Origin of the sequence: Streptomyces sp. Da 82-17 (assembly GCF_046098215.1) — a bacterium.
GTDB lineage: Bacteria > Actinomycetota > Actinomycetes > Streptomycetales > Streptomycetaceae > Streptomyces.
Genome location: NZ_JBJURH010000010.1, coordinates 1 through 21436, shown reverse-complemented (window position 1 = coordinate 21436; position 21436 = coordinate 1). Strand labels below are relative to the sequence as shown.

General features: G+C 72.1%; 15 protein-coding genes and 1 pseudogene. 8 read left to right on the top strand and 8 right to left on the bottom strand.

The features are described 5' to 3' along the window. Positions 1-7: 7 nt before the first annotated feature. The gene (locus ACIDOF_RS18875; protein WP_409007092.1) at positions 8-3241 is read right to left on the bottom strand and encodes a S8 family serine peptidase; all 3234 of its coding nucleotides are present in this window, start codon (positions 3239-3241) and stop codon (positions 8-10) included. Between the two features lie 231 nt (positions 3242-3472). Beyond that, positions 3473-4036 (bottom strand): CGNR zinc finger domain-containing protein, encoded by a 564-nt coding sequence (locus ACIDOF_RS18870; RefSeq protein WP_409007091.1) that lies wholly within the window; start codon positions 4034-4036, stop codon positions 3473-3475. A gap of 193 nt (positions 4037-4229) precedes the next feature. Between ACIDOF_RS18870 and ACIDOF_RS18865 the strand changes: the two genes are divergently transcribed. From ACIDOF_RS18865 to ACIDOF_RS18840, 6 genes are all read left to right on the top strand, one after another. After that, positions 4230-4685 carry a VOC family protein gene (locus ACIDOF_RS18865; RefSeq protein WP_409007090.1) on the top strand — a complete coding sequence of 152 codons (456 nt, stop codon included), beginning with the start codon at positions 4230-4232 and terminating at the stop codon, positions 4683-4685. 48 nt (positions 4686-4733) lie between these two features. Continuing rightward, positions 4734-5651: a pyridoxamine 5'-phosphate oxidase family protein gene (locus ACIDOF_RS18860; RefSeq protein ID WP_409007089.1), complete on the top strand. Its 918-nt coding sequence runs from the start codon at positions 4734-4736 to the stop codon at positions 5649-5651. Between the two features lie 2 nt (positions 5652-5653). Beyond that, on the top strand, positions 5654-6175 hold the full coding sequence (locus tag ACIDOF_RS18855; RefSeq protein WP_409007088.1) for an HPP family protein: 522 nt from the start codon (positions 5654-5656) through the stop codon (positions 6173-6175). A gap of 20 nt (positions 6176-6195) precedes the next feature. Next, a complete protein-coding gene (locus ACIDOF_RS18850) occupies positions 6196-6633 on the top strand; it encodes an NUDIX hydrolase (protein WP_409007087.1) in 438 nt (145 codons plus the stop codon). Positions 6634-6923: 290 nt separating this feature from the next. Next, positions 6924-8675, top strand: coding sequence for a TIGR03767 family metallophosphoesterase (locus ACIDOF_RS18845; protein ID WP_409007086.1), 1752 nt, complete (start codon positions 6924-6926; stop codon positions 8673-8675). An 89-nt stretch (positions 8676-8764) separates the two neighbouring features. After that, positions 8765-9919 (top strand): serine hydrolase domain-containing protein, encoded by a 1155-nt coding sequence (locus tag ACIDOF_RS18840; protein WP_409007085.1) that lies wholly within the window; start codon positions 8765-8767, stop codon positions 9917-9919. A gap of 132 nt (positions 9920-10051) precedes the next feature. Here ACIDOF_RS18840 and ACIDOF_RS18835 read toward each other — a convergent pair whose 3' ends face one another. Together ACIDOF_RS18835 and pepN are read right to left on the bottom strand one after the other, a co-directional pair. Next, positions 10052-11104 carry a hypothetical protein gene (locus tag ACIDOF_RS18835; protein WP_409007084.1) on the bottom strand — a complete coding sequence of 351 codons (1053 nt, stop codon included), beginning with the start codon at positions 11102-11104 and terminating at the stop codon, positions 10052-10054. Between the two features lie 224 nt (positions 11105-11328). Next, positions 11329-13899: an aminopeptidase N gene (gene pepN, locus ACIDOF_RS18830; RefSeq protein ID WP_409007083.1), complete on the bottom strand. Its 2571-nt coding sequence runs from the start codon at positions 13897-13899 to the stop codon at positions 11329-11331. Positions 13900-14042: 143 nt separating this feature from the next. Here pepN and ACIDOF_RS18825 point away from each other — a divergent pair, with 143 nt between their 5' ends. After that, a complete protein-coding gene (locus ACIDOF_RS18825; RefSeq protein ID WP_409007082.1) occupies positions 14043-14705 on the top strand; it encodes a DsbA family protein in 663 nt (220 codons plus the stop codon). A 140-nt stretch (positions 14706-14845) separates the two neighbouring features. On the opposite strand, the gene ACIDOF_RS18820 is transcribed toward ACIDOF_RS18825, so the two are convergent. The 3 genes and pseudogenes from ACIDOF_RS18820 to ACIDOF_RS18810 form a co-directional block, all read right to left on the bottom strand. Continuing rightward, a complete protein-coding gene (locus ACIDOF_RS18820) occupies positions 14846-15490 on the bottom strand; it encodes a superoxide dismutase (protein ID WP_409007081.1) in 645 nt (214 codons plus the stop codon). A 530-nt stretch (positions 15491-16020) separates the two neighbouring features. After that, positions 16021-17406 (bottom strand): annotated as a pseudogene (locus ACIDOF_RS18815) (amino acid permease); the annotation flags it as partial. A 121-nt stretch (positions 17407-17527) separates the two neighbouring features. Beyond that, on the bottom strand, positions 17528-18949 hold the full coding sequence (locus ACIDOF_RS18810) for an amino acid permease (protein WP_409007080.1): 1422 nt from the start codon (positions 18947-18949) through the stop codon (positions 17528-17530). A gap of 282 nt (positions 18950-19231) precedes the next feature. Between ACIDOF_RS18810 and ACIDOF_RS18805 the strand changes: the two genes are divergently transcribed. Further along, complete coding sequence (locus tag ACIDOF_RS18805; RefSeq protein ID WP_409007079.1) at positions 19232-19816, top strand: biotin transporter BioY; 585 nt, start codon at positions 19232-19234, stop codon at positions 19814-19816. Positions 19817-19948: 132 nt separating this feature from the next. Here ACIDOF_RS18805 and ACIDOF_RS18800 read toward each other — a convergent pair whose 3' ends face one another. Further along, entirely contained in the window at positions 19949-21295 is a 1347-nt protein-coding gene (locus ACIDOF_RS18800) for an FAD-binding oxidoreductase (protein ID WP_409007078.1), read from the bottom strand. Positions 21296-21436: the final 141 nt, after the last annotated feature.

Here is a 21436-nt window from a genome sequence, read left to right as displayed (position 1 = left end):
CGACGCGTTACGGAACGACCTTCTCGATCCGTACCGACCCCGCCCCCGCGACCGTGCCGCGGGCGTTCAGGACCTGCACCTCGCCGAAGAACTGCCGGCCCTCCGGCGCCGCACCGGCGACCAGGACCTCGGCCCCGACCTTCGCGCTCGCCCCGTTGGCCAGCTTCAGCGGCGCGGAGCCGTCGACCTTCACCTCGCCGAGCGACGGGGCGAAGAACACGTCGAGGTAGTCGTAGGCCGTGGACCCGGACGGGACCGAGTAGCCGTCGACGACGACCGTGTACTCGCCGGGCGTGGGCTTGGCGATCCGCACGGCCTCCTCGGAGTCGCCGTCCGCGGCCGAGCCGACGACCTTGCCGTCCTTCAGCACGGTCAGGTCGAGGTCGGTGGTCTTGTCGGCCGGGTTGCCGATGACGACGTCCAGCTTCTCGGCGCCCTCCGGCACGACGACGGTGGTCTCCTGCGAGGCGCCGTGCGCGATCGTCGGGCGGGCCGACTTGGACGAGCCGAGCGAGCCGCCCTTCAGCTTGCCGTCGACCGCCGCGTACCCGTTGGTGACCTGCCACTCGACCGGCGTGGCCGTGCCGACCTTCGCCTCGGACACGACCTGCACGGCCGGGTCGAAGGCGACGCCGAGCACCGACACGTCCAGCTTGTACGGGTTGTCGAGCAGCGGCGACGTACGCCGGGACTCGACCTCCAGCTCCCAGACGCCCGGCTGCGGGTCCGCGTACGAACGCAGGTCGGGGCGGCAGGTGTTGGCCGGGTTGGGGTAGTTGGCGTAGCAGTTGACCGTGGAGGTCGGGTCGACCGGGACGCCGTACGGGTGCAGCGAGACGAAGCGGGTCTGGCTGCCCTTCGCGAGGCCGCCGAGCGCGACCTCCAGGGACTTGGCGCCCTCCGGCACGGTGATGAAGTACGACGTGGTGCTGTTGCGCTGCACCGTGCCGCTCGCCGAGTACGTGAACTCGGGCTTCTTCAGGTCGTGCGCGACGACGACGGTCGACATGATCTGCTTGTCGGTGCCCTCGGTGCGCGGGTCGTCCAGCTCCAGGATCGCCGAGTGCACTCCGGCGCTGCGCGGCTTCGCCGTGACCTTCACGGTGACCGGCTTGTTCAGCGGCAGCGACACCCACTCGGGGCTCGCGAGCCGGAACGTGCCGTCGTTGCGGGCGAGTTCGACCTCGTGCGCGACGGCGCGGTCCGGGCCGCTGGTGCGGGTGACGGTGACCTCGTACGTCTTCGACTGGCCGGTCTTCAGGCCGCCCTCGCGGTCGTAGATGCCGGTGCCGGGCTTCTTCAGCTCCTGCTCCAGGGCCGTGTCGACGGGCGCCTTCACGCCGTACGCGTGCGACTTGGCGCCGTCCTCGATGGCGTCCCAGGCGTCGACGACGTCGATCAGGCCCGCGCCCTCCTGGTGCGGCTGGAAGCCGCGGATGTGGTGCGCGGTGGAGGTGAGCGCGGTGCGCAGCTCGTTCGGGGTGAGCTCGTCGCCCTGCTGCTTGGCGGCCGAGATCAGCAGCGCCGAGGCGCCCGCGGCCTGCGGCGAGGCCATCGAGGTGCCCTGCAGCATCGAGTAGCCGGCGGGCAGTCGGTAGCCCGCCTCGGCGACCGGGCCGCCGGGCAGCCAGGTCTGCGTGGTGTTGATCGAGGCGCCGGGCGCGGCGATCGTCGGCGTGAACCCGCCGTCCTCGCGCGGGCCGCGGGAGGAGAACGGCAGCATCGAGTACGGCTGCTCCACCGCCGAGCCGTAGTTGGCCGCCCAGGTCTCGCGGGAGATGGAGGCGCCGACGGAGATCACCTTGTCGGCCAGCGACGGGTCGCCGATGGTGTTCGTGCCCGGGCCGCTGTTGCCCGCGGAGATGACGAGCTGCACGCCGTACGTGTCGATGAGCCGGTTGTACAGCTCGGCCCGGGCGTTGTTGCCGTCGTTGAGCGCGGGGAGGCCGCCGATGGACATGTTGACGATGTCGACGCCGCGCTTGGTGACGAGGTCGATCATGCCCTCGGTGAGCGCGACGTTGGTGCAGCCGCCGCTCCAGGTGCAGGCCCGCGAGGAGACCAGCTTCGCGCCGGGCGCCGCACCGTTCATCCGGCCGCCGAACAGGGAGTTGGCGGCGGTGATGCCCGCGACATGCGTGCCGTGCTCGGACTCGATGATGCCGATGTTGACGTAATCGGCCTTGGCGCCCGCGGAGTTGTACGTGACGTCCTTGCGGATCTCGACCACGAACGGCACCCGCTCGACGACGTCCGTCTCCGGCTTGTCCGTACCGAAGTAGCCGACCTGGAAGCCGTCCTTGTACGGCTTCATGGCCTCGTCGTTCGTGAAGTCCGCGTCGTCGTTCAGATCGACGCGCACGGTCCCCGACTTGGCGTCGTACAGGACGCCCCACTTGTCGGTGGTGTCGCCGTCCCGGTTCAGGTCGCCGTTCGCGTCGCCGCCCGTGGAGGCGGACTCGCGGAACCAGTTGACCTGGTACGAGCCCTCCGGTGCGGTCCAGGTCCGCCCGTCGAAGGTGAACGTGGGCCCGGCCGCGGGGGTGTTCATCCGGCGCCAGGTGCCGTCGCCGTCGATCACCGGGTCGGTGGCGGTGACCCAGTCGACGATCTTCCGCTCGCCGGTGGTGGTCTTCTGCAGCGCGGGGTGCCCGAGGTCCACGCCGGAGTCCAGGATGCCGATGGTGACGCCCCGCCCGTCCGCCTTCGGGTGCTCCTTCACGAAGTCGACGGCCCCGGTCTCGAACGACGGGTTGTACGGGTTCTTCGCCGGGGTGTCCTTGCCGGGCGCCGGGTAACTCGCCTGCTCCGCGGCGGTCTCGGCGCCCTTCGCGCGGTCGGCGGCGGGCGTCGGGTCGTCGAGCTTCACCTCGTGCCGCAGGTCGATGCCGTGCACGGACGACAGCTTCGCCGCCCGGTCGATCGCCGCGTCGGCCTTCGCCGTCGGCACGGTGGCGCGCACGTACCCGAGCTTGTCGTAGGTGCGGCCGACGGTGCCGCCCTCGACCGAGTCGAGCTGGGCGGCGACCTGTTCGGTGGCGCCGGGCGCGGTGGCGACCATCATCGTGACGGTCCTGTCCCCGTCGGCCTCGGCCTCGTCGAGCAGCCGGGCGTCGGCGGCGCCGAGCTTGTCGCCGGGGGAGGGGTCGGCCTTGGCCGCGGGCCCGGCCGCCGGGGTGTCGGCGGCGAGGGCCGGCACGGGCGCGGCGGCGGTCAGCGCGGCCGCGAGCCCTGCGGCCATGGCTATCCGGGCAGCACGTCTAGCCCCTGGTCTGGAGGTCATCTGCATCCCTGTATGTGAAAGAGCTGGTCCGTATTCCGTAAATCGGGACCGGATGACCGCATAGCTTGACGCAACTGGGCGGGTTTTGGGGAGAGTTCGCCAAAAAGTGATCAGGGGGAGATGTTGCGGTGGCCCGCGGGTGCTGTGCAGGTGCGGCGCGTGCCGCGGGCGCTGCTCGGGTGCGTGCCGTCAGTCGGTGCGCGTGCGCGCGTAATGCCGGGACGCCTTGGCGCGGTTGCCGCACAGGGCCATCGAGCACCAGCGGCGCGTGCCGTTCCGTGACGTGTCGAAGAAGTGCAGGATGCAGGCGTCGTGCGCGCAGGCGCGGATGCGGTCGGGCGCGGTGGCGCGCAGCGTGAGGTAGTCGCGGGCGGCGAGCCAGGCCGGGCCCCACGCCGGGTCCGTGAACTCCGGCTCCTCGCCCGGCCCTTCGGGGCGCAGCGTGGCGCGGATGCGGCCGTGCCCGAGGACCGCGTCGACCCGCCGCACGCCGTCCGCCGACGCGGGGGAGTCGACGACGGCGGCGAGTGCGTCGCGGGCGGTGAGCAGGTGCCGGAGCGTGGCGTCGTCGGCGGTGAAGCGGCCGTCGTGCGCCGCGTCGAGCCCGTTGCCGGCCAGCCAGATCCGCAGTCCGTCGAGGCCGGTCAGCAGGTCCTGGCGCTCGCCGTCCTGGATCCAGCGGGTGTTGAGCAGGTCGAGGGAGAGCGGCTCGCCGGTCAGCGGTCGCGGGTCGGTCGCGGGGGCGGCGGCCATCTGCGGCTCCCTTCGCTACGGGCCCCTGCGGCGGGCGGGCGGGCCGAGGCGGGGCGGGCCAGGGCGGGGCGGACTAACTGGTCAAGGGTACGACGCCGGTTGACGCGTGCATTCTCTAACCAGTAACGTCACTTTCAACGGTTAGGCAATTCTGCCCGGCCGAGCCTGCGCGAACTCCTGAGAGAGGTGTGCCATGACGGCGACCCGCACGCTCATCCCCGGCCACGTCGGCCTCAACGTCACCGACCTCGACCGCTCCGTCGCCTTCTACCGCGACGTCCTCGGCCTCACCCTGATCGGCGAGTCCAAGGAGGACGGCCGCCGCTTCGCCTTCTTCGGGACGGACGGCCGCCCGCAGGTCACCCTCTGGCAGCAGGCCGAGGGGACGTACGCACCCGCCGCCGCGGGCCTGCACCACCTCGCCCTGCAGGCCGACTCCCTCGACGAGGTCCGCGGCTTCGAGCGGAACCTGAAGGAGTACGGGGTGGAGTTCGCGTACGACGGGGTCGTCCCGCACGGCGAGGGCGCCGCGTCCGGCGGGATCTTCTTCCGCGACCCGGACGGCGTCCGCCTGGAGATCTACGCGCCCGACGGCGCCGAGGGCGCCCCCGCGCCCGTCGCCGAGGCCCCGACCTGCGGCTTCTTCTGATCCCCCCGACTCTTCCGATCCGCCGGTACCGACACGAGGGAGCAGACCGTGAACCCCGCGCACCCCACCGCCCCCGCCGGCCCCTACCACCGGGGCTCGCGCGCCGTGCAGGACCGTGTCGGCGTGCGCGCGCTCGCCGACCACGTCGGCCGGTCCATCGGCCCCGGCATCCGCCCGGTGGCGGCCGCCTTCCTGGAGCAGCAGCCGATGCTGGTCCTCGGGGCGGCCGCCGCCGACGGCCGGGTCTGGGCCTCGCTGCTGACCGGGCCTGCCGGTTTCGTACGCGCCACCGGGCCCCGGCAGATCTCCGTCACCGGCGCCCCGCACCCCGCCGACCCCCTGACCGCGCCGCTCGCCGAACCCGGCGTCCCCGTCGGCACCCTCGCCCTCGACCCGCGCACCCGCCGCCGGATGCGGCTCAACGGCCACGCCCGGCCCACGGCGCGCGGGCTCGCGGTCGAGTCGGACGAGGTGTTCGCCAACTGCCCGAAGTACCTGCAACGCCGAGAGACGTACGACACCGTCCCCGGCCGCACCCCCGCAGAGCCCCGCACGAGCGCCGAACTCGGCCCGCTCGACCGGCAGTTGATCGCCACCGCCGACACGTTCTTCCTGGCCACGGTCGGCCCGGACGGCGCCGACGTCAGCCACCGTGGCGGCAACCCCGGCTTCGTACGGGTCGACTCGGCGCGCGAGCTGTCCTGGCCGGACTATCCCGGCAACGCCATGTTCCTCACCCTCGGCAACCTGGAGACCGACCCGCGCGCCGGCATCCTCCTCCTCGACTGGACCACCGGCACGACCCTCCAACTCACCGGCACGGCCCGCACCGTGCACCGCCCCAAAGGGCAACGCAGGGTCCACTTCACCCTCGACCGCGCCGTCCGCACGGAGTCGGCGAGCCCGCTGCGCTGGTCCCCACCCGAACCTTCCCCCGCCAACCCGCCGGTGGAGCAGGGGAGTTGAGCGTGACGACCACCGCATCCGCGCCCCTCACCCCACGCCCGGCCCCGCCGCCCAGACCGGCCCTCCACGTCCTCCTCACCGGCACCGCCCTCGCGGTGACCGCCCTGCTCGGCCTCGTCGCCGTGGGCGCCCTGCTCGACCAACCCCTGCTCATCCCGCCCCTGGCCGCGTCCATGGCCCTGGTCGCGGGCGCCCCCGAACTGCCGCTGGCCCAGCCCCGCAGTGTGCTCGGCGGTCAACTCCTGTCCGCGCTCACCGGATTCGCGGTGCTGCTCGTGCTGCCGCCGGGGCTCTGGTCGGCCGGGCTCGCGGGCGGCCTGGCGTTCGGCGTGATGGCGGCGGCCCGCACGCCGCACTCGCCGGCCGCCGCGACCGCCGTCATCGTCGCCCTCCAGGCCCCGCCCGCCCTGCCCTTCCTCACGCTCCTCGCCCTCGCCTGCGCACTCCTCGTCGCCACCGGCCTGGCCGGCCACCGCCTGACGTCCCGCCGGACAGGACGGCGATACCCGGTGTACTGGCGCTGACTTCCCTCTAACGTCAGGGGATGCAGAAGGAGTTGAGGGTGGCGGCCTACGCCGTGTGCATACGAGAACGACGACTGCTCCTCGCCCGCCTGTCCGGCACCGGCGGCGCGGCCGGCCGCTGGACGCTGCCCGGCGGCGGCATGGAGCACGGCGAGGACCCGTACGACACGGTGATCCGCGAGGCCGAGGAGGAGACCGGGTACGCGGTCGAGCCGGTCGCCCTGCTCGGCGTGGACTCCATCCGCCGCCGCTACCCCCGCAAGTTCGGCACCCACGCCGACTTCCACGGCCTCCGCCTGGTCTACGAGGGCCGCGTCACCGGCGGCGCCCTCCGCCACGAGGAGAACGGCTCGACCGACCTGGCCGCGTGGCACGACCTGGACACGGTGGGGGAGTTGCCGACGGTCGGCCTGGTGGAGGCGGGGCTGAACCTGTGGACCCGGGCCCACGAGAGCTGACCACCGGTCGTTGTTCACCTGCGGCTTCCGTCGCGGCTGGTCGCGCAGTTCCCCGCGCCCCTTCGGGGAGAGAAGCCCGCCGCAGGCGCCGCCCCTACCCCCAGAAGTGAACCCCACGTGTCCACCGCCCCCCGCAGGGGCCAGCACCCCATGTCCGCTCGGCGCACCCAGGACCCCCGTACCCCGATCGGCCGCCCCCGTTGCACCCGCGTTCACGCACACGCCACCCCCGCTGCCAAGCATCCAGAGGACCGCAGCCGCGAACGCACCGCACCCGGGGAGACCGCGCCATGCCGCGCATCCGCTCTGTCGCCGCCAGCCTCGACCGCCGTTCCTTCCTCGCCGCCGCGGGCGCCGTCTCGGCCTCCACGGGCATCGGCCTCGCCGTGGGCCTCAGCGGCGGCGAGGCGAACGCCGCCCGCCCGGCCGCGGCTCGCCCGTCCGCCGCGACCGCGCTCAGCTCCCGCAAGGCGCCCGCCGCGCCCCTCGCCCCGTACACCGCGGGCACCACGCTGCACACCACCTCCGCACCCCGCCCCGGCCAGGGCTACGTGCGCCTCGGCGAGGGCCCGGCCTGGGACCGGGTCGTACGCTCCGAGCTGGCGGCGCCCAAGTCGGGCCGCGCCGACCGCCGTACCGCGCTGGCCGCGTTCGTGCAGTTCACCGACCTGCACATCGTGGACACCCAGCACCCGCTGCGGTACGAGTACGTGCGCGGCGAGACGTCCAGCGCCTGGCGGCCGCAGGAGACGCTGTCCGTGGCCGGCGCGGTGGCGCTCGTGGAGCGCGTGAACGCCCTGCGCGGCGCGCCCGTCACCGGTGCGCCCCTCGGCTTCGTCATGACGACCGGCGACAACACCGACAACAACTCGCGCGCCGAACTCGACTGGTTCCTGCGGACGATGAGCGGCGGCAGCATCACGCCCAACACCGGCGACCCGCGCCGCTACGAAGGCGTCCAGGACAGCGGCCTCAAGGAGTACTGGCACCCCGACCGCGCCGACTTCCGGGACGCCGACAAGCAGCTCGGCTTCCCCGCGATCCCCGGTTTCCTGGAGGCGGCCGTCCGCGAGGTCCGCAGCCCGGGACTGAACCTGCCCTGGTACTCGACCGTCGGCAACCACGACTCCCTGCCCGGCGGCTGCTACGCCTCCGGCGACTCGTGGTTCCACGAGTTCGCGGTCGGCGGCAAGAAGCTGATGTCGCTGCCCGAGGACCGCGCCGCCGCGTTCTGGAAGAGCGTCAAGAAGGGCCTCGACCCGAAGGGCGCGCAGTTCCGCGAGCTGATGCGCACCGAGCGCAGGCACCTCCGCTCCGTCACCCCCGACGCCTCCCGCGCCCCGTTCACACCCGCCGAGTACGTGCGCGCCCACCTCGACCCGGCGTACGCGGGCGTCGGCCCGGCCGGGCACGGCTACACGCAGGACAACGTGGACGCGGGCACGCAGTACTACGCGTTCCGCATCGCCGACGACGTGCTCGGCATCAGCCTCGACACCACCGACCCGGCCGGCCACTACGAGGGCTCCCTCGGCACGGCCCAACTCGACTGGCTGAAGCGGGAGTTGGCCGAGGCCGAGCGGAACGGCTCGTACGTGATCGTCTTCAGCCACCACACCAGCAGCAGCATGCGCAACCTGCGCCCCGACCCGGACCGGCCGCGCGAGGCCCGGCACGGCGGCGAGGAGGTATTGGCGCTGCTCGGCCGGCACAGCAGGGTCCTCGCGTGGATCAACGGCCACAGCCACCGCAACAAGGTCACCCCGCACGGCTCGTTCTGGGAGATCACCACCGCCTCGCACATCGACCACCCGCAGCTCGCCCGCGTCGTCGAGCTGGTCGACAACCGCGACGGCACCCTGTCCGTGCTCACCACGCTCATCGAGTCGTCCGCCCCGCACCGCACGGATTTCGCCGATCTCTCGCAGCCCGGCCTGGCCGCCCTCTACCGCGAGCTGGCCTTCAACGCGCCCGGCCGCAAGCCCGACCTCGGCGGCGACCTGGACGACCGCAACACCGAACTGGTCCTGCGCAAGGGCTGATTACCGCTCAACCCGCGCCGCCCGCTCAACCGCCGCACCGCGCCCGGAGTCCTCCCCCGCACACGACGTGACGAGGGAGAGGCACACCCATGGCAGTACGTACGGTGCGGACCGGCCTGCTGGGACTCGCGACGGCGGTGGCGCTCACGGCGACCGCGTTCACGACGCCCGCCCTGGCCGACTCCGGCAGGGGGCACCGGGCGACGCAGCAGGCGATCGATGCGGCCGTCGCGTCGGGCGTGCCCGGCGTCGCGGCGCAGGCGAGGGACGCGCGCGGCGTCTGGAAGGGCACGTCCGGCGTCGGCGACCGCGAGACGGGCGCACCGCGCGGCGCCCACGACCGCTACCGGATCGGCTCGCTCACCAAGACCTTCGTGGCGACGGTGCTGCTGCAGCTCCAGGCGGAGGACCGGATCGACCTGGACGACCCGGTGGAGAAGTGGCTGCCCGGCGTCGTCCGCGGCAACGGCCACGACGGCCGGAACATATCCGTACGCCAACTCCTCAACCACACCAGCGGAATCTTCAACTACACCGCCGACCCCGAGCTGGCCCGCAAGTCCAACACGACGGCCTTCCTGCAGCACCGCTACGACACCTACACCGCCGGGCAGGTCGTCGACATCGCCATGAGCCACGAGCCGGACTTCGCGCCGGGCACGGACTGGGGCTACTCCAACACCAACTACGCCCTGGCCGGAATGATCGTCGAGAAGGTCACGGGCCGGCCGTACGCAGAGGAGATCGAGGACCGGATCACCGGCCCCCTCGGCCTGGACGCCACGACCGTGCCCGGCACGGACCCGACGGTCGCCGAGCCGAGCAGCCGCGCCTACTCGAAGCTGGCCCCGCCGGACTCGGACGGCCCCGTGTACGACGTCACGGAGATGAACCCGTCGGTGGCGGGCGCGGCCGGCGCCATGATCTCCGACTCGGCCGACGTCAACCGCTTCTACTCGGCCCTGCTGCGCGGAAAGCTGCTGCCCGAGCGGGAGTTGAAGGAGATGAAGACGACGGTCCCGACCGGCGAGGACTCCCCGAACCTGTCGTACGGCCTCGGCCTGATGAAGCTCGGCGGCCTCAGCTGCGGCAAGGAGGTCTGGGGCCACAGCGGCGGCATCAACGGCTCGGCGACCTACGGCCTGACGAACGAGTCCGGTGACCACACCTTCGCGTTCAACTTCAACGGCGACTGGTCGGGCGAGGCGGGCCCGATCGTGGAGGCGGAGTACTGCGGGGCGTAGGTCCCGTTTTCCCCGCGCCCCGAAAGGGGCGCGGGGAACTGCGCGACCCGCCACGACGGCGCAGCAGCCGAACGAACAGCGCCGCAGGCTTTCGGGAAGGGGCGGGGAGGGGATTTCAAAGGCGCGAAGCGCCTACCGAGGCAGCACCACCACATACGCCGCCGGCTCCCGGTCCACCGCCGCCATCAACGCCGTACGCACCACCGTCGCCTGCTGGTCGAGCCCCTCGCGCAGCTTCCGCGGCGTGACGTGGACGACCGTGATCCCCAGCTGCTCCAGGTGCTCCCGCCTGCGCACCGCCTCGGACCACTCCGCGTCCCCACCCGCCCGCATGTCCAGCTCGACCGCCACCGCCTGGTCCGGCCAGTACGCGTCGACGCCCCCGAGGTGCGGGCCGCCGGGCAGGCGCAGGTCCACGTTCCACACCGGGTCCGGCAGGCCGAACTCCCGCACCATCCGGAACAGCCGGTCCTCCGCGACCGCCCGCCCCTCGGCGAGCAGCGACTCCACGGCGTCCGCCACGTACGGCCTGGGCAGCAGCCGCGCCTGGTCCAACTCCCGGAGGATCGCGGTGGGTTCGCAGTGCCCGCCGCGCACCGCGTCGGTGAGCAGCAGGCGCACCGAGCCCGCGTCGTTCAGCTGCGCCACCGCGTCCGCGAGGGCCCGCGGCACCGGCGCCACGTGCACTCCGGTGATCTGCCGCGGCCGGGGCAGCGCGGCGCTGCGTACGATCCGGGCGCAGCCGGTGGACCGCAGCCGCCGGGTGCGCGGCACGAGCACGTCGATCCGGTCGAGGGCGAGCAGCGGGGGAGCGGACGGGAAGCCGTGCAGCGTCAGCGCCGCAAGCCCCGTGATCATGGCCTCCTCGTACGGCAGGTCCGCGTCGTCGCCGGCCGGCCGCGGCGCCTGCTGCGGCACGGCCCCGGGGCCCGGTGGTCGGCGTGCGTACAGCAGGACGGCGTGCAGCCGTTCCTCGCTGGTCGGCGGCCCCGGGTGCAGCAGGAACACCCCGGGCAGCAGCTGCTGCCACGCCCCGCCCGGCCCGCACTGCTCCTCGATCTGCGCGGCCCCGACACCGTGCGCGCGCAGTTGCGTGGCGGTCAGGACTCGGCGGGAGGAGGCGAGGGGGAGAGGGGAGCCGGGGTGGGTCAACGGGCAGGGCGAGACGGGGGAGTTGTGGTTCATGACTGGCAGATTCCCGGTCTTTTCCCGCGCTCTAACCGCTGTTACAGGCTCGTCGACAAACGCGGACAAGCTCGCCCTAAAGCCGGAGGTGTGGCGAACCGAAAGGCGCAGGTCCATTCGGGGGTTACGGGCAGCCGTTCACCTGACTTGTCACAGTTTCAGATCGGGCCGAGGCGGGGTGGGAACGCCCACCCCGCCTCGGCCCGCGCGCACTCCCGGCGGGGTCACGCCCCCGCGTCGCACGCCTGCCCGCGCAGCACCCGCGCGAGGTCGTCCCGCGCTTCGAGCACGAGCCGCCGCAGCGCAGGAGCGGCATCCGAGTGCGCCGCCAGCCACGCATCCGTATCGGCCAGCGTCGCCGGGGAGTCGAGGAGCGCCGGGAACATCCCACGCACCACGTGCATGCCGATCTGGATCGACCGCTCCTGCCACACCCGCTCGATCGCCTCGAAGTACTTCGGCGCGTACGGCGCGATCAGCTCCCGCTGCGAGGACTGCTGGAACCCGGCGATGGTCGCCTCGACCAGCGCGTTGGACAGCGCGTCCGACTCCACGACCTGCGCCCACGCCTGCGCCTTGACGGCCGCCGACGGCCGCGCGGCCAGGCACCGCACCTGGTGCCGCTTGCCGGACGCGGTGTCGTCGCGCGCCAACTCGGCGGCGAGGGCGGCCTCGTCGGCCTTCCCGTGCGCGGCGAGCGGTTCGAGGAAGGCCCAGCGCAGCTCCTGGTCGACGTCCAGGCCGTCGATCTTCGCGGTGCCGTCGAGCAGCCCCTGGAGCAGCTGCAGGTCGTGGTCGGACGCCGCGACCGAGGCGAAGAACCGGGCCCAGGTCAGCTGGTGCTGGCTGCCCGGCTCGGCGAGCCGCAGCTCGCGCAGGGCGCCCTCGGCGACGAGCCGGCCGCCCTCCGCGCGCCAGTCGGGGGCGGCGTAGTGGGTGAGCGCCGAGCGGGCCCAGGCATGCAGCATCTGCAGCACGCCGATGTCGCTCTCCTGCCCGGCGAACCGCAGCACGAGCCCGACGAAGTCCCGCGCGGGCATGAGCGCGTCCCGCGTCAGGTTCCACAGCGCCGACCAGCACAGGGCGCGGGCGAGGGGGTCGGTCAGGTCGCCGAGGTGGGCGCGGAGCGTGTCGAGCGAGCCCTCGTCGAAGCGGATCTTGCAGTACGTGAGGTCGTCGTCGTTGACGAGGATCAGCTCCGGCCGCTCCTCACCGGCGAGTTCGGCGACGACGGTGCGCGGCCCGTGCACATCGGTCTCCGCACGCGCGTACCGCACGAGCTCGCCCTCGGCGTTGCGGCGGTACAGGCCCACGGCCACGCGGTGCGGCCGCAGTTCGGGGTGCGACTCGGCCGCCTCCTGGAGTACGGCGAGTTCGGTGATCCGCCCCTCGGCGTCGTACGTGGCCAGCGGGGTGAGGGAGTTGACGCCGGCGGTCTGCAGCCAGGCCCGCGCCCACTCGCCCATGTCCCGGCCGGAGGTCTCCTCCAGGGCGGACAGCAGGTCGCCGAGCTCGGTGTTCCCGTACGCGTGCCGCTTGAAGTAGCGCCGGGCGCCCTCCAGGAACGCGTCCTGCCCCACGTACGCGACGAGCTGCTTGAGGACGGACGCGCCCTTGGCGTAGGTGATCCCGTCGAAGTTGAGCTTGGCCGCCTCCAGGTCGCGGATGTCGGCCGTGATCGGGTGCGTGGAGGGCAGCTGGTCGGCGCGGTACGCCCAGGACTTGCGGTTGTTGGCGAAGGTGATCCAGCCGTCGGTGAAACGGGTCGCGCCGACCATCGAGAAGGAGCCCATGAAGTCCGCGAAGGACTCCTTGAGCCACAGGTCGTCCCACCACTGCATGGTGACGAGGTCGCCGAACCACATGTGCGCCATCTCGTGCAGGATGACGTTGGCCCGCCGCTCGTACGACGCCTGCGTCACCTTGCCGCGGAAGATGAACTCCTCGCGGAACGTGACGAGCCCCGGGTTCTCCATCGCGCCGAGGTTGTACTCCGGCACGAACGCCTGGTCGTACTTCCCGAACGGGTACGGGTAGTCGAAGTGGTCGTGGAAGAAGTCCAGGCCCTGCTTGGTGACGAGGAAGACGTCGTCGGCGTCGAAGTACGGGGCGAGGCCCTTGCGGCACATCGCGCCCAGCGGGATCGTCAGCCGCGTACCGTCCTCGAAGGTCCGCTCGTAGCTGTCCGTGACGTAGTGGTACGGGCCGGCCACGAACGCCGTGATGTACGTGGAGATCGGCTTGGTCTCGGCGAACTTCCAGACCCCGTCGACGAGTTCGCCGACACCGTTGGACCACGCCGTCCAGCCTTCGGGCGCCGTGACCTCCATCCGGTACGGGGCCTTCAGGTCGGGCTGCTCGAAGTTGGCGAAGACCCGGCGCGAGTCGGCCGGCTCGTACTGCGTGTAGAGGTAGACCTCGCCGTCCTCGGGGTCGACGAAGCGGTGCATGCCCTCGCCGGTGCGGCTGTAGGCGCACTGCGCGTCGACGACCAGCTCGTTGTCGGCGCGCAGGTCCTCCAGGCGGATGCGGGAGCCGTCGAACACCTCGGACGGGTCGAGGTCCGTGCCGTTCAGGGAGACGGCGGTGACGGACGGCGCGATCAGGTCGGCGAAGGTCGCGGCCCCCGGCTCGTTGCAGCGGAACCTGATGGTCGTGACCGACCGGAACGTCCGCGTCCCGGTCTCGTCGCCGCCGACGGCCGACCGCAGGTCGAGGGCGACGTCGTACCCGTCGACGGACAGCAGGGCGGCCCGCTCGCGGGCCTCGTCGCGGGACAGGTTCTCACCGGGCACAGGCACTCCTCTGGGCTCACTCGATTTGCCCCCGATCCTGCCATGTGCCCGCTCACCGGAACATCCGGGAATGCCCGGGCCCGGGCCGCTGTTGTGCGCTGCGGACGGTCATGACGGCCACCGGATTCCGTACGAGGAGAGACATGACGACCAAGGCGTCGCACGAGTCCCAGGACAAGGTCATCGCCGACTTCTGGTTCGACCCCCTGTGCCCCTGGGCCTGGATGACGTCGCGCTGGATGCTCGAAGTGGAGAAGGTCCGCCCGGTCGAGGTCCGCTGGCACGTGATGAGCCTCAGCGTCCTGAACGAGAACCGCCTGGACGAACTGCCCGAGCAGTACCGCGAATTGCTCGCCACCGGCTGGGCCCCGGTCCGGGTGGTGACGGCGGCGCAGCAGCTGCACGGCGACGAGGTCGTCGGCGAGCTCTACACCGCGCTGGGCACCCGCTTCCACAACCGCGGCGAGGGCGCGACGCGCGAGGCGATCGCCGGCGCCCTGCAGGACGTGGGCCTCCCGGCCTCGCTGCTCGACTTCGCGGACTCGGACAAGTACGACGAGGAGCTGCGCGCCTCCCACAAGGAGGGCATCGACAAGGTCGGCCAGGAGGTCGGCACGCCGGTCATCGCGGTCCCCGGCGCGGACGGCGAGCAGATCGCCTTCTTCGGCCCGGTCGTCACCCCGGCCCCGAAGGGCGAGGCGGCCGCGAAGCTCTGGGACGGCACCCTCCTGGTCGCCTCGACCCCGGGCTTCTACGAGATCAAGCGCACGCGCACCGAGGACCCGGACTTCTCCAACCTCGACTGAGGCCCCGGCCCGGCGGCACAGCACAGGAAGGCCCCCCGCGAGTCACGTTCTCGCGGGGGGCCTTCCGTTTTCTCATCCGCCCGCCCGGTGAAGGTTGAGAAGACGATCACGAGCGGGGCGTTCTCCGGGAGGTCCCGCCCTCAGGGGGCGAGCAGCAGGTTGTACGAGCGCTCCTTGGCGGCGGCGTAACGCCGCGCCACGTCCTGCCAGTTGACGACCGCCCACATGGCGTCGATGAAGTCGACCTTCTGGTTCTTGTACTGCAGATAGAAGGCGTGCTCCCAGGCGTCGAAGACCAGGATCGGCGTGGAGCCCTGGCCGACGTTGCCCTGGTGGTCGTAGATCTGCTCCACGATCAGCCGCCCGCTCACCGGCTCGTACGCGAGCACGCCCCAGCCCGAGCCCTGGGTGGTCGCCGCGGCCTTGGTCAGCTGCGCCTTGAACCCGGCGAACGAGCCGAAGGACTCGGCGATCGCGTCCGCCAGGTCGCCCACGCCGTCGGCCGCGAGCGGCTCGCCGCCGCCGCCGTCGCCCGTCATGTTCTGCCAGTAGATCGAGTGCAGGATGTGGCCGGACAAGTGGAAGGCCAGGTTCTTCTCCAGGCCGTTGATCGACCCCCACGCCTCCTTGTCCCGCGCCTCCGCCAGCTGCTCCAGAGTGTCGTTCGCGCCCTTCACGTACGCCGCGTGGTGCTTGTCGTGGTGCAGCTCGATGATCTCCGGACTGATCACGGGCGCCAACGCGGAGTAGTCGTACGGGAGTTCAGGAAGTGTGTAGACGGCCATCGTGGTCCCCTCCGGCGCTTATTGCAATCAACTTGCAAGTGCAGGTTAGCAGCAAGAGATCGTCGGGGCGCGGCGGACCCGTACGACGAAGGCCCCCACCCGGATGTCCGGGCGGGGGCCTTCGGTGTGTGCGACAGGCGGGTCGGGCGGGATCAGCCCTTCACGTCGGCCTTGTCCTTGGCCTTGTCCTCGTCTTCGGCCTTGGGCTCTTCCTCGGCGTCGGCTTCGGCCTTGTCCTCGTCCTTGGACTCGGGCTCGGCGTCGGCCTTCGGCTCGGCGTCCTCGTCGGACTTGCCGGCCTTCTCGGCCTTGCCGGCCTTGTCGGCCTTCGCGTCGGCGGCCGGCTCGGCCTTCGCCTCGGAAGCCTCGGAAGCCTCGGAAGCCTCGGCCTTGTCCGCGGCCTCGGGGGCCTCCGGCTCCGCCGCGGCGTCGCCGCCCGCCGGGGCGGGCGGGAGGTTGCCGGCCTTCAGCTGCTCCAGCTCGGCGGCCAGGCCGTCGACCTTGGCGTGCGCGGCCTTCACGGAGTTGTACTGCTGCAGGATGTAGCCGACGACCATCAGGACGAGCGTCAGACCGCCCGTGTAGTACAGCTGGATCCGCGTGCCCTCCTCGCGGGCCATCAGCACGAACACCGCGGCCATGCCGGCGAGCGCCACCCACGTCAGGTACGGGTAGAGCCACATCTTCACGACCAGCTTCTCCGGCGCCTCGCGCTGCAGCTTCTTGCGCATGCGCAGCTGGGAGGCGGCGATGAAGAACCAGACGACGAGGATGATCGCGCCGATGATGTTCAGGAGCCAGGCGAACAGCGTGTCCGGGTACCAGTAGCTGAGCAGCACGCAGACGAACCCGAAGACGCTGGACGTCAGCACGGCGATGCGCGGGACGCCGCCGGAGATCTTGCCGAGCGCCTTCGGGCCCTGGCCGCGGGCGACGAGCGAGCCGGCCATGCGGGAGGCGCCGTAGATGTTGGCGTTCATCGCGGAGAGCAGCGCCACGAAGACGACCACGTTCATGATCTGGCCGGCGGCCGGAAGCCCGAGCGCCTCCAGGGTCACGACGTACGAGCCCTTGTCCGGGTTGGGCAGCTGCGGGTCGTTCCACGGGACGAGGGTGGCGATGACCGCCATCGAGCCGACGTAGAAGATCGCGATGCGCCACATCGCGGTGCGCACGGCCTTCGCCACGCCCTTGACCGGGTGCTCCGACTCGGCCGCCGCGATGGTGACCGTCTCCAGACCGCCGTACGCGAAGACCGAGGCGAGCAGGCCGACGATCAGGCCCTCGCTGCCGTTCGGGAAGAAGCCGCCCTCACCGGTGAGGTTGGACAGGCCCGGCGGCTCGTGGTCCGGCAGGACGCCCGCGATGGCGGCGACGCCGATGCCGAGGAACAGCACGATCGCGCCGACCTTCAGCGCGGCGAACCAGAACTCGAACTCACCGAAGTTCTTCACCGAGATCAGGTTCGTGATGCAGAAGAGCAGCATGAACAGGGCGACGAAGGCCCACTCGGGCACGCTCGGCACCCAGCCGTGCGCGATCTTCGCGGCGCCAATGCCTTCGAGGCCCACGGCCACGCAGAGCAGGAACCAGAACGACCAGCCGGCGGTGAAGCCCGCCCAGGGTCCGATCGCCCGCTCGGCGTGCACCGAGAAGGAACCGGAGGCCGGGTTGGCGGCGGCCATCTCGCCGAGCATGCGCATGACGAGCATGACCAGGGCGCCGGAGATCGCGTACGCGATGATGATCGACGGCCCGGCCGCGGAGATCGCGGCACCGGAGCCCACGAACAGTCCGGCACCGATCACACCGCCGAGGGCGATCATGGAGAGGTGGCGCTGCTTCAGGCCGTTGCCGAGACGTGCTTCGGTCGCGGTACCCGAATCTTGCTCTTTATCCAGAGTTGTCCGAGACATGGTCGAGGGGAGTCCAGTACGTGAGACGGTAGAAGGCCCCGCCAGTGTGAGTGCCGTCTCCGCTCAGCAGAAGATCTGGCTCGCTATCCGGACAATTCTTTGACCTGAAGTGTGCGGTCGGTTACCGCGCGTTGTGGTTCCGTCGCTCTCGCCACTCGCGCAGGCCCGCGAGCGCCATCACGGCGGCCGTCGCACCCGTCGACCACAGCAGCTGCGGCCGCGCCGACGCGTCCGTCAGCATCAGGCCGACGACCGCGGCGATCGCGGCGAGCGCCGCCCACGTCAGCCACGGGAAGCCCCACATCCTCAGGACGAGCCGCTCCGGCGCCTCCCGCTCGATCATCCGCCGCAGCCGCAGCTGGGACACGGCGATCAGCGCCCACACGAACAGCAGTACCGCACCGACCGAGTTGAGCAGGTACTTGAAGACGGAGTCCGGCCACTTCAGGTTGAGCAGTACGGAGACGAAGCCGAACGCCACCGACGCGAGCACCGCGAGCCGCGGCACCCCGCCGCCCGACACCTGGAGCAGCGACTTCGGGGCCTCCCCGCGCTCGGCGAGCGAGAAGATCATCCGCGACGAGCCGTACAGGTTGGCGTTGAGCGCCGACAGCAGCGCCACGAACACCACGATGTTCATGATCTGCCCGGCCGACGGCACCCCGATCGAGTCGAGCACCTTGACGTACGGGCTGAGCCCCGGCTGCTGCGCGGTCCACGGCAGCACCGTCACGATCACCAGCATCGAGCCGACGTAGAAGAACAGGATCCGCCAGACCGCGCTGCGCACCGCGCGGGCCACCGAGCGGGCCGGGTCGGCGGACTCGGCGGCCGCGATCGTCACGACCTCCAGACCGCCGAACGCGAACACGACCGCGAGGACCCCGGAGATCACACCCGCCCAGCCGTTCGGCAGGAAGCCGCCCGCGCCGCTGAGGTTCGTCAGGCCGACCGGGTCCGTGTCCGGAAGGAGACCGAACACCGCGAGCGTGCCGAGGGCGAGGAACAGCACGATCGCCGCGACCTTGAGCGCGGCGAACCAGAACTCGAACTCGCCGAAGTTCCGCACCGCGGCCAGGTTCGCGCCGGTGAAGAACAGCATGAAGATCAGCACCCACGCCCACTGCGGGACGGAGGTCACCCACCCGTGGGCGATCTGCGCGGCGGCGGTCGCCTCCACGGCGAGGACGACGACGAGCATCATCCAGTAAAGCCAGCCCACGCTGAACCCGGCCCAGCGCCCGATCGCCCGCTCCGCGTGCACCGAGAACGAGCCGGAGGCCGGCATCGCCGCGGACATCTCGCCGAGCATCCGCATCACCAGCATCGCGAGCGCGCCCGCGATCAGATACGAGAGAACGATCCCGGGCCCGGCCACGGCGATCCCCGCGCCGGAGCCGACGAACAGCCCCGCACCGATGACGCCGCCGAGGCCCAGCATCGTCAGATGCCGCTGCTTCAGGGCGTGGGAGAGCGGCTCCGACTCCTGAAGGGGCGGCTTCGGGTCCTGCGGCGCGGCCGCGCGGGCCTGGGAGTCGTGCATGTGGTGGCGCTCTTCCGCGATGGGGGCTCTTCCGCGATTTGGCGGGACCCCACAGTCTCTCCCCGGCTGCCCGCTTTCCGCAAAAGCAGCCGTGTCTGTGCTGGCCTCCCGTGATGCGGGTCACGCCGGTTCGGGGTGTGCGCTCCGGTCTTTGTGTGGATCACACCAACTCCCCAACCGCCGCTTTGTGAGCGCCTCATGGTGAACACGCGTACGGCGGTGGGCTAACGTCGCACAGTCCCGTACCACCACCGTCGCACCACGTCCTGCCAGGGAGTCCCCATGGCCACTGCAGCCGTCACCACCCGTCCCGGCCAGGTCCTCGCCGACCTGCTGCCCGCCTCGCGCACCCGCGACGCCGCGCTGGTCGTCGGCGGCGCCGTGCTCACCGGGCTCGCCGCCCAGGTGGTCGTCCCGGTGCCGGGCTCCCCGGTCCCGGTCACCGGCCAGACCTTCGCCGCCCTCCTCGTCGGCACCGCCCTCGGCGCCCGCCGCGGGTTCGCCGCGCTCGCGGTGTACGCGCTCGCCGGCATCGCGGGCGTCCCGTGGTTCCAGGACGGCACCGCAGGCTGGGGCGGCGCGTCCTTCGGCTACATCCTCGGCATGCTGCTCGCCGCGACGATGGTCGGCGAGCTGGCCCGCCGCGGCGGCGACCGGTCCGCGCTGCGGATGGCCAGCACGATGGCGTTCGGCTCGCTCGTGATCTACGCGGTCGGCGTGCCGTGGCTGATGGCGTCGACGGGCCTGTCCCTCACGGCCGCCCTCGCGGCGGGCGTCGTCCCGTTCCTCGTCGGCGACGCGCTGAAGGCTGCGCTGGCGATGGGCGCGCTTCCCACGGCGTGGAAGCTCGCGGGCCGTAAGAGCTGAGCCCTCCCCGGGGGTTGGGCCCCCGGACCCCGCGCCCCTGAAAAGGGGCGCGGGGAACTGCGCGACCAGCCCCAGCGGCGCCGCAGACGAACGGACACCGCCGGAGGCTTTCGGGAAGGGGCGGGGAGGGGATCAAACCCGCCCCGAGCCGAACACCCCCTGAGGGTCGTACGCCTCCCGTACGGCTCCCAACCTCCGCAGCGCACCCGGCTCGTACGCCTCGCGTACCACCTCCACCGGATGCTCCCCGAACAGATGGTTCAGGTTCCGGCCCAGCCGGACGCCCCCGAGCGGTGCGAGCGCCTCCGCGTGCAGCGCCCGCGCCGCCTCCCGGTCGAGGTCGAACAGCCCCGACAGCGCCGTCACCAAGTACCGCGCCCCCCTCCACCCCACCGCGTTCGGCACTTCCGGCTCGCGGCCGAGCGCGCCGCCCAAGTGCTTGATCTGCACGACGACCCCGGCCCGCACGCCCTCCGCGGTGAGCGCTCCGAGCGCGGCCTCCGGTACGGCGGTGACGAGCGCGTTGTCCCCGTCGTACGGGTGCGGGAACGGCGGATCGCTGTGGATCGTGTGGCTCTCGGCGTACGGCATCGTCCGCAGGTCGTCGACGACCGGCCCCAACTCCCGCAGCGGAGCGACCAGTCGCCCGCCCTCGGCCGCGCTCCCCGTGTACGCCACCCGCACCGCGAGCACGTACCGCCCCCGGTACGCCTCCGGCGCGAAGGGCGCGTCCGGCCACGTCATCAGGGCCGCCGACGAGGTCAGCTCGTCCGGCAGGTCCGCCGTCCACTCCAGGTAGGCGGCGAGCGCGCCCGGCACCTGCTCGTCGGCGAAGGCGAGCACGCCCCCGTACAGCTCGGCGAGCGGTTCCAGGCCGAACTCCACCGCCGTGACGACCCCGAGTCCGCCGCCGCCCCCGCGCAGCGCCCAGAACAGTTCGGGCTCGTCCTCCGCCGTGACGTGCCGGAGCTCGCCGTCGGCGGTGACCAGGTCGAAGGCGTGGACGTGGTCGGCGGCCCAGCCGAACTGCCGCCCCAGGATGCCGAGTCCGCCGCCGGTGAGGTACCCGACGACGCCCACGCCCGGCGCCGAGCCGTTCAGCGGGGCGAGTCCGTGCTCCGCCGCCGCCTCGATCACCTCGGCCCAGACGACCCCGGCCTCGGCGCGTGCGGTGCGGGCGGCCGGGTCGACGGTCAGGCCCTTCATCCGGCCGGTGGAGACGAGCACGCCGCCGTCGCTCGGCACGGAGAGCCCGTGCCCGGTGGACTGCACGGCGACGCGGAGCCCACGGGTACGGGCGTACCGCACCGCGGCCCGTACGTCGTCGGCGCTCGCGGCGCCCACCGCGAGCGCGGGCCGGTGGGCGTACGCGGTCTGGAAGCCCTGCCGCTCCTCGTCGAACCCGGCGTCGCCGGGGAGGAGGACCGGGCCCTGGAGGTCGAGGTCGACGGATGCTGTGCTGCTGCTGGTCTCGTTCATGCGGGCCACTGTCACCGCATTACCTGACAAGTTCCGTCAACTTTTCCGACGGACCGCGAGACCTGTCGTACGTACGACGGCGCCCCCTGCGGTGAGGTTCACCGGAGGGGGCGCGCGTACGGGGACTGCTCAGGGGACCGC